Below are 13,566 nucleotides of genomic sequence, written 5' to 3'. Positions count from 1 at the left end.
CCGTATGTATTTATAGTTCAATGGGAATCCATGTTAAAAGTTTATCCGAAAGCAAAATATTTTGGTTATATTTACTAGAATAGGAGAGATTGAGATGATTATGGTCATATCAGGTTCACAAAAATTCCAATTTGATCGGTTATTAAAATATATAGATGAATTAATTGAAGAAAGAATCATAAAGACTGAGGTGAGGGCACAAACTGGTTACAGTACCTATATGCCTAAAGGATATCAATTTAAAAATTTTTTTGAAAGAGAGGAGCTAAATAATCTTATTAGTGAAGCAGAAATTATAATTAGCCATGGTGGAACTGGTGCAATTGTTAATTCTTTAAAACAAGGGAAAAAAGTTATTGGTATACCTCGTCAAGCAAAATTCGGTGAGCATGTGGATGACCATCAGGAGCAGATTATTGGTAATTTTGAGGAAAGTCAATTTATATCCGCTGCGCATAATAAAGAAGAATTGAAACAAGCATTGCTAACTATTGATAAAAAATGTTTTGATCCATTTATTAGCAATAACGATATTTTTTTAATTCAGTTAAAAAAATATATTTCGTAGCTTTGACGGAATATATAAATAATAGGTAGGAGAAAACTAGTGGAAATAAAAAAAATAGTTAAAAAAATGAGGAAAATAAAAGCATTTAGATCTTTAGAGTTAACTGTAACGAGACCCATACCAAGTAAGCAATTAATGAATATTCAGTATGCCTTATCGTTTAAGAAAAATATTGATTGGGAAAATCCTAAAACCTTTAATGAAAAATTGCAATATATAAAGCTTTTCCATAGAGATGATTTATATACAGTTGCCGCTGATAAAATTAAGGTCAAAAACTATATAGCAGAAAAAATTGATGAATCATTGGTTATTCCAAATTTAGGTATTTGGAATAGCTTTGATGAAATCAAATTTGATCAATTGCCTAATCAATTTGTTTTGAAAACAAATCACGATTATGCTGGAGTTTATGTTTGTTTGGATAAATCTAAAATGAATATTCCGAAATTAAGAAAAATGTTTACCAAGCATTTAAAAACAAATTACTTTTATCCGAATCGTGAATGGGCGTATAAAAATATTCCACCTAAAATATTTGCTGAAAAATTGTTAAAAGATGACGTATATGAAGATATTATTGATTATAAATTTTTTGCTTTTAATGGATATGTAGATAGTGTAATGATCTGTACAGAAAGATTTACAGGAAATCCAAAATTTTATTTTTTCAATAAAGAATGGGAGCTACTACCTTATAATAAAGATAGTATTGATGCTATTTCTGAAAAAAAAGTAATTAAAGAACCTTATAATATGAATAAAATGTTTGAAATAGCAGCCAAGTTAAGTGAAAATATACCTTTTGTTAGGGTGGATTTATATAATGTAAATGGGCATATTTACTTTGGTGAAATGACATTCTATCCTAATGGAGGCTATGATAACAAGTTATTGCCCGTCACAGATTTACACTATGGTGAATTAATTGATTTAAAATTAGTGAAGAAAGGCAAGTAGGGTGAATTTATGAATATAACAGTTATTGGTTGTGGTAATGGGGGAACGGCAATTGCCGCGGATTTAAGTTTGAAAGGTCATACTGTGAAGATGTTAAAAACATCTGATTCTTATAATCCCCACTACATGTATTTGAAAGAAAATAAAAAAATCACACTAGTAAGAAATGGTGAAGAGCAATTAGCTGATATCAATGAAGTTACAACCGATTATGCGAAGGTGTTAACTGAAGATACTGAGTTAATTATTATTTTCGTTCAAACAAATTACCATAAAAATGTGATTGAGAATATTTGTCCATATTTACATTCAAATCAAATTGTGTTAGTTGAACCTGGATATTTTGCGACAGAATTTTTTATGCCATTAATAGTTGAAAAAAATTTAACAATTGTAGAGGCAGAAAGTTCACCTATTGATTGTAGAATATCAAAACCGGGACGAGTAGAAGTTCTTTTCGAAAATGTTCGCAATCCTTTAGGAGTATATCCTAAAGCTAATAAAGATTATGCTGAGGAAAGATTAAATGAGCTAAATTATCATTTTACTTATTTAGATTCTGTCATAGAAGCCGCTTTACATAATCCTAATTTAATAGTCCATACTGTGGGTTCATTAATGAGTACCCCTAGAATTGAAAAAACTAATGGTGAATACTGGATGTATAAAGAAGTTTTTACGCCTAGCGTTTGGAATATCGTGGAATCACTAGACAAGGAAAAAAACAATGTTTTGATAAAATTAGGATTAAAAGAAAAAAGCTATGTCGATGCTTGTAAATATAGAAATGCGGAGGATTTATCTTTAGATTCCAAACAAATATTTATGAATTATGCTTTAAATTATTCACCAAAAGGTCCTTTTACTAGTGATTCAAGATTTGTAATAGAGGATGTGCCCTTTGGATTAGTTCTATTAGAGGAATTAGGACAACATCTACAAGTCGAGACTAAAACTTGTACAACTTTAGTAAATTTGGCAGATTTATTGTTGCAAAAAGATTTTAGAAAAGTCGGAAGAAAAATTGATTTTGATAAATTACAATTAGTTTTAGCCGATTAGTTTCAGTAACTTAGAATACTAGAAAATATAGACTTCGAATTACTTTCGCTTATCAGAGGGTTTTATTAGACTCTTGAAAAATTACTATTAATTAATAGGGAAAATTGCAATATGAAATCTTAAGGAGAATCAAAATGAAAAAAGTACGTAAAGCAATTATACCAGCAGCGGGTTTGGGGACTCGTTTTTTACCAGCGACAAAGGCGATTGCCAAAGAAATGTTGCCAATTGTTGATAAGCCAACGATTCAATTTATTGTCGAAGAGGCATTGGCTTCTGGCATAGAAGATATCTTGATTGTTACAGGTAAGGGGAAGCGTCCGATTGAGGATCATTTTGATTCAAATTTTGAATTGGAACAAAATTTATCTTCAAAAGGTAAGACTGAGTTATTAAAAATTGTAGAGGAAACGACTGGAATCAATTTGCATTTTATTCGTCAAAAGCGTCCGCTAGGTTTGGGGCATGCCGTGCTGCAAGCCAAGGCTTTTGTGGGGGATGAGCCGTTTGTTGTAATGCTTGGTGACTATATTATGCAGGATAGAGATCCGTTGACGAAGCAATTGATTGATTGCTACGACAAGACGACGGCTTCGACGCTTGCGGTAATGAGTGTGCCTCAGGAGGAGACGTCAAAATATGGAATCATTGATCCTGAAGAGCATGTGGGGAATGGTCTGTATAGTGTGAAGCGATTTGTGGAGAAACCAAAGGCGGAAGAGGCGCCAAGTAATCTGGCTATTATTGGTCGTTACTTGCTTCGTCCAGAAATTTTCGATATTTTGGAAAACCAAGCGCCTGGTGCTGGTGGAGAAATCCAATTGACGGATGCAATCGATACATTGAATCAAACGCAACGGGTGTTTGCTCATGAGTTTAAGGGCAAGCGCTATGATGTTGGAGACAAACTTGGGATGCTAGAAGCGAATATTGAGTTTGGGTTGAAGCATCCGGATACAAAAGATGGCTTGAAGGCGTATCTGAAAGAGCTTGTTGCAAAAATGAAGTAGAATGGAAAGCTGCCTGATAAGGGCAGTTTTTTTGAGAGTGGATGGTAGCGGTTACTTACTGAAGTTTTAGAGTTGTTCATTCTGTCGTGCTATATATATATATATATATTAGAGGCAAATGACGAGTTAAGAAGGGAGAAGATCAGATGAAGTGGGAAAAGTTATTTACCACGCAAATTGTAGAGAGAGGATACGAGTATTACTGTGAAGGGATGGTTGACTCATTTGAGGTGACAGTTGATGGGATTCATGGGCTTGTCATGGGTTCTGAAGAGTATAATGTGTCAATTTCCTTGGTGCAAGGGGATGTGGATGAGATGTCTTGTTCCTGTCCGTATGCTCGTGGTGGTAAGCACTGTAAGCATATGGCGGCGGTGTTGTTTGCTTGGTCGAGTCAGACGGGTGACCTTGAGCGTACGTCGAAGTGGCGGATTGATGATGATGAGGACTTTCAGAGTCGATTGGCAGAAATAGATGATTTGGTAGAAGAGGCGGATAGTGAAACGGTTCGTTCTTTTTTAAAGGGCGTATTGGCGGCGGATGAACGCTGGTATCATCGTTTTTGTCAGACGGTGAAGCAGGAGGATGACGAGGATGAGTTACTGGACTATCGGTTGATCCTAGATGCGCTTGTCTATGAGTATGCTGGGGATGATGAGTTTATTGATTATAAGGAAGCGGGTGACTTTGCTATCGAGTTGCACGATATCCTTGATAAGGATGTCGCTGAGTTGATCGAAAAAGGGAAGTATCGGCTTGCGTTTGCTGTGGTGAATCACTTGCTTTTTGTGCTAAATAATCTTGCTATCGATGATTCTCGTGGCGAGATTGATATGGTGGCTGACTCCATCTATGAGACGTGGGGGCGCTTGCTTCTTAATGTGAATCTGGAAGTGAAGCAAGAGATGTTTGATTGGTTTGTAGGGCAGTTGGATGGCCCATTGGAGGATTATCTGGAGGAGTATGTCGTGCAGATTTTGATTAATGAGTTTAATGAGGGGGCTTTTCGTCAGGAAAGATCACGGTTATTCAAAGAGAGATTGGCACGAATGGATGCCATAGATAACCACTGGATGAGAGAATACATGGATGGCGAGTGGGCGTTGCAGGTCTTTGCATTATTGAGTAAGGCTGAGTGCAATGAGGAAGAGTTAAAAGAGATGTGTCAGAAATACTGGAATCTGGCAGCGGTGAGAAGGGTTGCGGTCGAGGAGTGCATGGGGCGTAAGGATTATGCGCTGGCGCTGGCAATCTTGGATGAGTCATTGCAATTGGATCGTGAAATGCCTGGTTTGGTAGTCAACTATAGTCAGCAAAAGAAAGAGATTTATTTGCTGACTGGTGACAAGGCGGCATATGTGAAGCAGCTCTGGGCCTTAGTGTTGCAACATGACCGTGGGGACTTTGCTAGTTATCAGGAGCTAAAGGAGCAGTATACGGCTGAGGAATGGGTACATGAGCGTGAGAAGATTTTCGAGCAGTTGTCTGACTCACATCAAGTGGCTAGGATCTATCAGGCAGAAGGGCTAAAAGATCGCCTACTAGCATATGTGGTTAAAAGTCCGGGTCTATATGAGCTTCAAGCGTTCGAGGATGACTTAAAGGAGGAGTATCCGCGCGAGCTATTAGCGAAGTACCGACAGGAGCTTGAGAAATCAGCGGTCGTGACGAGTAATCGGAAGTAATATGCGGAGTATGCTAGCATCTTACGGCACATGAAGCAATTGCGTGGTGGAGCGGCAGAAGTGGCGATGATTGTGGATGACTGGCGGAAGATGTATCGGAATCGACGGGCGATGATGGAAGAGATAGGGAAGGTGTAGGGAACTTTATTTTGTTAGTCTCAGATTAGGTTGTGTTTGGAAACTAGAAAAATAATCGGTTATAATAGTTCAAAAACGATTGGAGTATTAACTATGGCAAACCTAAGAAGATATGAGCTAACCGATGAACAGTAGCATCAAATTGAACATCTGATTCTCCCGTACCGTATAGGCTGTCCTTCTAAATATTCGAATCGCGAAATTTTCAATGCAATCCTCTGGATTGTTCACAGCGGCGCACCCTGGCGTGATTTGCCAGAAAACCAGTACGGTTCATGAAAAACAATTTATTTACGCTTCTGTGGGTGGCGCGACAGCGGGCTATTAGCCGAAATCTTCCAATCGTTGACTGTTTATTTAGATTTTGAAAATCTAAGTATCGATTCTAATTCTGTCCGAGCACATCAGCACAGTTCTGGCGCTAAAAAAACGCAATCGGATCAGAAGTAAACCAGTATATCGGCACGAGCCGTGGCGGAAAAACAACGAAATTATACACAATCGTTGACGGTCTGGGAAATCCTATCGCCTTTCTGATGACTGGCGGACAAACACATGATTCCGTTCCAGCAATTGACTTGTTGAAACAAATTGATGTGAGTGAAAGCAACATTCTTGGGGATAAAGCCTATGGCGCACAGACAATCAGAGAGTGGATCACGGCTCAAGGCGGAAACTACACAATACCGCCTAAAAAAAAGTGCATCAAACCCCTGGAGTGTCGACTGGCACTTGTATAAAGAACGTCATTTAATGGAATGTTTTTCAGTAAGCTCAAATATTTTAGAAGAATTGCCACCCGCTATGACAAGCTGGCAAAAACATTTCTAACATTCGTACATGTCGCTTCAATTTTAAAATTGACCCAGTGAATAGTTTCAAGACACAACCTAGGAACTTCTGAATTAGGCATCATATTGTGAAGCAGAAAAATTTTTTAAAGAATCTGTTCTATTGATTAATCGACTAAAAATGATAAAAAAACTAATTCACGTTAATGTGATTAGTTTTTTTATTGTAGTTACATACAGTACTTTTCATTTGTTCAATTGTGATCATTTTTTATAAATTTGTTAGTTTTTAATTTTAATGTGTGACAATGAAAAATAGCAACTAGAACAAAGTTTGGTATGAAAACGAATTCAAAATATTCCAGATAAATTTTATAATATGTATGTAGGAGGGGATGATATGAATGAACGTGTCCATAGTATTCTCAAACTTATTGTTAAAAAGCCTACAATCAAAATGGCTGAATTAACAGATGAATTATCATTAACTAAACGGCAAGTAAACTATGCCATTCAGCAATTTAACGGTGAATTGTCGATAAATGGTTTAGCTAATATTACTCGCGAACATAATGGTACATTTAATCTTCCATTGGAGGTGATACAACTTTTACAATCACAAGAACAGCAAAATTTATTATTAGGAGAACAAGACTTTTTTTTGGATGATGAACGAATCGCTTTAATACTTATGTATGTCTCATTACAAGATGAATTTATTAGTTTGGATCATTTAATGGAGTTACTGCACGTGAGTAGAAATACGGTAATAGAAGATTTGAGAAAAGTGAACTGGTTTGCAGACAAATATAGTCTAAATGTGTCGTATACAAGACAAGATGGATATTTTATCAAGGGCCTTGAAAATAGAATTCTTCAAATGATATCTGATTTGATAAAACAAACAAAACTGTTACGAAGAGAATCAATAAAAACTATATTGATTTCGCATATATCTGAAGAGGAAGTTATTCATCTAATTCACAATATGGAGCAAATGATGCATTTTAGTTATTCAGATGAATCATTTGAATATTTATTGTCTTCTGTTCGTTATATTCTTCAAAGAGCCATTCACAATTCAGATAAAGAAGTCACTTTTTTTAAAGAAGATTTGCATGGGACTCCTGAATATAAATTTTTACGAGTGTTATTTCAAGATACTAATTGGAAATTAAGTATTGATTACATTGAGTGGATTAGTTTATTATTTTTATCTTCTAATATTTCAGAACAAAAAACGACACAATATTATGATTCGGATCAAGATTTAAAAATACTAATTAAAAGAATGGTAGATGAGTTTCAAAAGCAAACTCTAATTGAGGTTATTGATCGTGAAGTGTTTGAAAGACGCATTTTGAGCCATTTGCGTCCCGCATGTTTTCGTATTAAATATAGACTTTCATTGGGGACATACTCTATGAATAGTTTAATTCAAGATGGGAATCATGCTATCTTAAATACTTTGATGAAAGAATTGATTATACCTATTGAGAATTGGATAGGAAAAGCCTTTCCATATGATGAGTTAGAACTATTATCCTATTACTTTGGTATTCAATTAACGAATCATCGCCAATGGGCACCTCAGAAGCCTCGTGCAGTAGTTGTATGTGCGAATGGTATCATGGTTTCGAAACTAATGCGTGATAATCTGAAAAAACTTTTTCCAGAAATACAATTTTTGGCATCCTTCTCAATTCGTGACTTCTATAAATTTGGAGTGGATTATGATTTAGTATTTACAACAACACAGCTAAAAACTAACATTTTACAATATGTCACTAATCCAATTATGAATTATAAAGATCAAATAGGATTACGCTATCGTGTGTTAAAAGATTTAGGATTTAGTGAAGTAGACCAGTCAATTGAAGATTTGGTATCTATAATCAAACGATATGCAAGAGTATCGGATTCAAGATCTTTGAAAGAGGAACTGGCCCTTTATTTACTACAAGAGCAAAGTAATTCACCAATTGAAAATTTTAAAACTTTGCCTTCCTTAACTCATTTTTTAAAACCAGATTTTATTCAAGTAGTTGCAAAAAAAATTTCATGGGAAGATGCATTGACAATTGCTTGTAAACCTTTGCTAGAGTATGGAATTATCAACGAGAGGTTTATTGAAGATTGTAAAAAACAAATTGTTCAAAAGGAATATGCAGGATATTTAGGACAACAGACATGCATTCCACATACAACGATTGAAAATGGTGTTTTGAAAGATGGCATTAGTTTATTAGTATCAAAAGAACCGATAGAGTTTCCAAATGGCATGAATATACATTTTATTTATCCACTATCCTTTTATGCTTTAACGAAACACTTAAGAGCAGTTAATCAGTTAGCTGATATAAGTAACAATGAAGAGTTGTTATCTAATTTAGTAGCAGAGCACAATATTAAGGAATTATATCAAATCATCCGGAAAAATTCATAGGAGGTGACATGGATGAATGTATCAGATTATCCAAAATTAACAATTATTATGCGAGGTTATAGTTATGAGCAAGCAGAAGCGATTCTTGTAGCGATGAAAGGTTATGAAAAACAATTTGCCGTTGAAATGACTTTGAACACAGATGATGCATTAAATCATATAAAAAAATTAAATGCAAAGTTTGGGGATCAAATATTTATTGGAGCGGGCACTGTTCGTACATTGGAAGAGGCGAGAAAAGCGGTTGAAGTAGGTGCTAAATTTTTACTTGGTCCACATGTTTTTACGAATGAAATGTTGAAATTTGCTAATGAAAATCAAGTATTAGCTGTACCTGCAGCAATGACACCTTCAGAAATTAATGACATGATATCGAATGGAGCAGATATTGTAAAAGTATTTCCTGCTGCCGTAGTTACACCAAGGTTTTTTAAAGATGTTCAAGCTCCTCTAGGAAAACTTCCATTGATGGGAGTTGGAGGCATTTCGAAGAAGAACGCAAAAGAATTCTTTTCATCTGGTGCAAGTTATTTAGGTATTGGATCAGGAATGTTTGAGAAAAAGGATTTAGAAGAATTAAATGTAAAGAGTTTAGCACAATCATTAAAGAATATGTTGGATGCTATTAAGGAGTGAAGAGAATGGATTTGCAATTGGATGAAAAACTAGTTTTTAGAAATATTTCAACTCAGAGTGATTTGGATACTTTGGCTTTTTTAGCGGATGCTTTGTTAGAAAATGGTTATGTGACGAATGAATATAAGGAAGCAATTCAACAAAGAGAAAAAGAATATCCCACTGGCTTGCCTTCGTCCCTCCCAGCAGTAGCGATTCCACATGCTAACTATGAAATGGTTAAGAAAACAACATTGGCCATTGCTACATTAGAAAGACCAGTTTTATTTCATAACATGGAAAATAACAAAGAATCAATTGAAATTCAAATAGTTATAATGATGGCTATTGGTGAACCTCACGGCCAAGTAGAAATGTTACAAAAAATTGTTGGTATCATTCAAGATGAACCATTACGTGAACAAATGGTAAAAGCTTCAAGTGACAAAGAACTATTGGAATTATTAAAAAAGGCAATTGCCTAATTATAGGAGGAAATGATTATGAAAAGAATTTTAGTAGCTTGTGGAAATGGAATTGCAACATCAACAGTGGTAGCTTCAAAAGTCAAAGAGTATTTGGCTAGTCAAGGCGTAGATGCAGAAACAACTCAAACAAAACTAATGGAAGTTCCTGGAAAAGTTGAGGGATATGATTTATTAGTGACAACTGGTCAATTTGAAGGTCAAACAGGAGATGTACCAGTAGTAAAAGGTATGCCAATTTTAACAGGTATCGGCGCTGATCAAACAATGAAAGAAATTTTAAATCACCTAAAATAAGGAGGAGTATCATGAATTATGTAATGAAGGTATTTAATTTTTTCATAGATGCTGGCCCTACAGTAATGTTACCGGTCATTATCACAATAATTGGTATGATTTTTGGATTAAAAATTTCACGGGCGTTTAAATCAGGTCTTACATTAGGTATTGGTTTTGCAGGTATTAAATTGATACTTGATTTCATGACAACGAATGTTGGTCCTGCTGCAAAGGCAATGGTTGAAAGAACAGGTGTAAAATTAGATGCACTTGATGTGGGTTGGGGTTCAATTGCTGCAATCACTTGGGCTTCACCTATTATAGCTATATTAATATTTGCAATTTTATTAGTAAATATTGTTCTTTTAATTTTGAAACGTACACATACATTGGATGTAGATATTTGGAACTATCATCATATGGCTATAGTTGGTGTTATGGTATATTTCGTAACCAAAAATGTATTTTTAGGTGTAGGTGCCGCTGTTCTTATGGCTATTATTACATTTAAAATTTCTGACTGGTCACAACCAATGGTAGAGGACTTTTTTGGGATTCCAGGTGTATCATTACCTACTGTATCAGCCTTATCATCATTGGTTATAGCTTGGCCATTGAATTGGTTATTAGATCGTATTCCACTATTTAGAAATTCAAAATTTACCATTAAAGATGCTCAAAAATATCTAGGATTCTTTGGTGATTCGATGATTATGGGTGGAATTATCGGTTTAGCAATTGGAGCATTAGCAGGATATGATATCAAGGCTATTTTGCAATTGGGTGTTAGTATGGCCGCTGTCTTAGTATTGATTCCTAAAATGACTTCTTTATTTATGGAAGGGTTAATGCCGATTTCTGATGCTGCACAAAAATGGTCTCAAGAAAAATTCAAAGGTCGCAAGTTATTCATTGGTTTGGATGCCGCTGTTGTGGTTGGAAATCCAGATGTTATTACAACTGCATTAATTATTATCCCACTTACTATTGCAACAGCATTAGTTTTACCAGGAAATAGAGTGTTACCATTTGCTGACTTGGCTGTGGTTCCATTTCGTGTAGCAATGGTTGTAGCATTAACCAGAGGAAACTTGCTTAAAAATATTATAATTGGTCTTGTTATTACAGCGTCACTGTTATGGTGCGGATCTGCAACATCTCCAGTACTAACAGCAATTGCTAAAAGTGTAGGTATTAATTTAGGTTCAAGTTCGATGCTAATTTCATCTTTTGCCGCAACATCAATGATTCAAAGCTACTTGGTATTCATTGCATTTACTTATAACCCTTTAATTGGTATTCCAGTACTATTGGTTGTTTTTGGTGCAGTTTGGTACTTCTTCGATGTTGTAAGAGATGTAAACAAAGAACGAACTGAAGCATAGTAATAATTTGGAGGGAAAATAATTGAAGATTTCTAAAATTACTGTTTATAAGGTGAAACCACGTTGGATTTTTGTCAAAGTATCGACCGATGAAGGAATCGATGGATGGGGTGAGATGATTTCCGGAACCAAGACGGAGACAGTTGTAGCCGGAGCTTACGAGATTGGAAATCGTTTTTTAGTTGGGCGCAATCCATTTGAAATTGAAAGATTATTTCAAGAAATGCATCGATCATTTTTCCGTGGCGGTCCTATCCATGGGACGATTGTCTCTGGTCTAGAAATGGCCTTATGGGATATTAAAGGTAAAGCACTTAATGTACCTATTTATGAGTTATTAGGTGGAGCAGCTCGAGATAAGATTAAGGTGTATTCTTGGATTGGTGGAGATCGTCCATCAGAAGTTGTAGAACAAGCTCAAGATCGTTTCAATCGTGGTTTTTCGGCGATTAAAATGAATGCGACAGAAGAGCTTCACTATATCGATTCATATGAAAAAGTAGCAGAAGTAGTAGACAGAGTTTCTTCAATACGTGAACACTTTGGAGATAAATTAGATATTGGTGTTGATTTTCATGGTCGTGTCCATAAACCCATGGCTAAAGTTTTAGCCAAAGCATTGGAACCTTACCATCCGATGTTTTTAGAAGAAGTTGTTCTTCCTGAAAATGAGGAGCATTTTAAAGAAGTAGCTAATTCAGTGGCAGTTCCTTTGGCGACAGGTGAAAGATTGTATACTAGATGGCAATTTAAAAATATTTTCCAACAGGGGGCAATTGACATAGTTCAACCCGATGTTGCCTTATGTGGAGGGATTTTGGAAACAAGAAAAATTGCTGCTATGGCAGAAGCGTATGATATAGCAGTTGCACCACATGCACCTTATGGACCAATTGCATTAGCCGCCACATTACAGGTAGATTCTTGTACGCCAAATGTATTTATTCAAGAACAAAGTCTAGGAATTCATTATAATAAAGGATTTGACTTATTGGATTTTGTGAAAAATAAAGAAATTTTTCAATATAAAGATGGTTTTGTTGATCTGCCATCTAAACCAGGATTGGGTTTAGAAATGGATGAAGATCGGGTGAAAGAGATTTCACAAGAAGGATTAGTATGGACAAATCCAAAATGGAAAAACTATGATGGAACAATAGCTGAATGGTAATGAGAGGATGTAAGAAATGACTGAAGCGTTAATTATATGTGGTTTTTTATTTGTTCTGATGGTTATTCAGATAAAAGAGCAAATGCAGATAAAAATTAAAGCAAAAACAAGTATATTCAGAAGATTACTTTCCTTTGGATTAGCTATCTTGCTACTGTATATATTTTGGCAACCAAATCTTGCAAATCAGTTGAAACTAGTTGCTTTTTCAATGATGATTTTAATATCGGGTTTTGGAAATGAAGGACTGGCAACTGATCACTTGGTTAAGTTGGGTATCATATCAGGAGCGTATACTGATTACGAGTTCATTCAAATTGAAAAAATACCTAATCAATCAAGTTTTGTAACATTCCATAAGACTAAGAATAGTCATTTTTCTATGTTTTATGATGAAAAAAACCAGGAATTGATACACTACTTCAAGAAGCTAGGCCTAGAAGAAAAATTAATTATTGGAGAAATGCCTGATACAATTTATCAGATCTCTATTAAACAGAAGAAAGCCTAGGATTCTTAAAATATGAAATCAATGGTATGCTAAGATTTTTATTTTCTGTTAACTACTATTATTTTAATAAAGTCATTCTTAGATTGATTCTCAAAAGATGAGTTAGCGATGCTACTCTTTATCAAATAACTAATTAAGTTTTGAAAAAGTGAATGCTAAACTGGCTCACATATTCAGGGATATTCGAAAAGAAAGCAAAATCTATTATGCAACAGTCAACAGTAAGCTGGTTCCGATAATAAATCGGTACCAGCTTATTCAAATTATACGGTTAATCCATATATAAAATGACACTTCGTCAAATCGGACTGATAAATGCACCAACGAATATCGAAAAAGGAAGAAAACTCCATAAGCGCTCAGTAGAATAGTGCCTGTATGCCAAACTTTCTAACTCCTAGTATGAGGGGTTGGGCTATTTGGTGTACAGGCACTATTATTTTATTGGTCGCTTACAAAA

The 13,566-nt window shown here is 35.2% G+C and carries 12 protein-coding genes and 1 pseudogene; all 13 read left to right on the top strand.

The genetic code is table 11. The features are described from left to right. Positions 1–94: 94 nt before the first annotated feature. Positions 95–568, top strand: a complete 474-nt coding sequence (pssE, locus tag HMPREF9088_RS01380) for a PssE/Cps14G family polysaccharide biosynthesis glycosyltransferase (protein WP_007207312.1) — start codon at positions 95–97, stop codon at positions 566–568. Positions 569–607: 39 nt separating this feature from the next. Then, complete coding sequence (locus tag HMPREF9088_RS01375) at positions 608–1,528, top strand: ATP-grasp fold amidoligase family protein (RefSeq protein ID WP_007207311.1); 921 nt, start codon at positions 608–610, stop codon at positions 1,526–1,528. A 9-nt stretch (positions 1,529–1,537) separates the two neighbouring features. Further along, positions 1,538–2,590 carry an NAD/NADP octopine/nopaline dehydrogenase family protein gene (locus tag HMPREF9088_RS01370; RefSeq protein WP_007207310.1) on the top strand — a complete coding sequence of 351 codons (1,053 nt, stop codon included), beginning with the start codon at positions 1,538–1,540 and terminating at the stop codon, positions 2,588–2,590. Between the two features lie 134 nt (positions 2,591–2,724). Further along, positions 2,725–3,600, top strand: a complete 876-nt coding sequence (gene galU, locus HMPREF9088_RS01365; RefSeq protein ID WP_007207309.1) for a UTP--glucose-1-phosphate uridylyltransferase GalU — start codon at positions 2,725–2,727, stop codon at positions 3,598–3,600. 146 nt (positions 3,601–3,746) lie between these two features. Further along, on the top strand, positions 3,747–5,285 hold the full coding sequence (locus tag HMPREF9088_RS01360) for an SWIM zinc finger family protein (protein ID WP_007207308.1): 1,539 nt from the start codon (positions 3,747–3,749) through the stop codon (positions 5,283–5,285). 279 nt (positions 5,286–5,564) lie between these two features. Continuing rightward, positions 5,565–6,295, top strand: a pseudogene (locus tag HMPREF9088_RS11550) (IS5 family transposase). A gap of 319 nt (positions 6,296–6,614) precedes the next feature. Beyond that, positions 6,615–8,660 carry a BglG family transcription antiterminator gene (locus HMPREF9088_RS01355; RefSeq protein ID WP_040366044.1) on the top strand — a complete coding sequence of 682 codons (2,046 nt, stop codon included), beginning with the start codon at positions 6,615–6,617 and terminating at the stop codon, positions 8,658–8,660. 12 nt (positions 8,661–8,672) lie between these two features. Then, the gene (locus HMPREF9088_RS01350; protein ID WP_007207304.1) at positions 8,673–9,296 is read left to right on the top strand and encodes a bifunctional 4-hydroxy-2-oxoglutarate aldolase/2-dehydro-3-deoxy-phosphogluconate aldolase; all 624 of its coding nucleotides are present in this window, start codon (positions 8,673–8,675) and stop codon (positions 9,294–9,296) included. A gap of 5 nt (positions 9,297–9,301) precedes the next feature. Next, positions 9,302–9,760, top strand: a complete 459-nt coding sequence (locus HMPREF9088_RS01345; RefSeq protein WP_007207303.1) for a PTS sugar transporter subunit IIA — start codon at positions 9,302–9,304, stop codon at positions 9,758–9,760. Between the two features lie 18 nt (positions 9,761–9,778). Beyond that, positions 9,779–10,057: a PTS sugar transporter subunit IIB gene (locus HMPREF9088_RS01340; RefSeq protein WP_040366041.1), complete on the top strand. Its 279-nt coding sequence runs from the start codon at positions 9,779–9,781 to the stop codon at positions 10,055–10,057. Positions 10,058–10,068: 11 nt separating this feature from the next. Continuing rightward, positions 10,069–11,424 (top strand): PTS galactitol transporter subunit IIC, encoded by a 1,356-nt coding sequence (locus tag HMPREF9088_RS01335; RefSeq protein WP_007207301.1) that lies wholly within the window; start codon positions 10,069–10,071, stop codon positions 11,422–11,424. A 22-nt stretch (positions 11,425–11,446) separates the two neighbouring features. After that, positions 11,447–12,595 (top strand): galactonate dehydratase, encoded by a 1,149-nt coding sequence (gene dgoD / locus HMPREF9088_RS01330; protein WP_007207300.1) that lies wholly within the window; start codon positions 11,447–11,449, stop codon positions 12,593–12,595. Positions 12,596–12,611: 16 nt separating this feature from the next. After that, a complete protein-coding gene (locus HMPREF9088_RS01325) occupies positions 12,612–13,106 on the top strand; it encodes a hypothetical protein (protein ID WP_007207299.1) in 495 nt (164 codons plus the stop codon). Positions 13,107–13,566: the final 460 nt, after the last annotated feature.

The sequence above is a fragment of the Enterococcus italicus DSM 15952 genome, from assembly GCF_000185365.1.
Lineage (GTDB): Bacteria > Bacillota > Bacilli > Lactobacillales > Enterococcaceae > Enterococcus_G > Enterococcus_G italicus.
The sequence above is the reverse complement of the archived record's forward strand: the minus strand, read 5'-3'. Positions and strand labels throughout refer to the sequence as shown.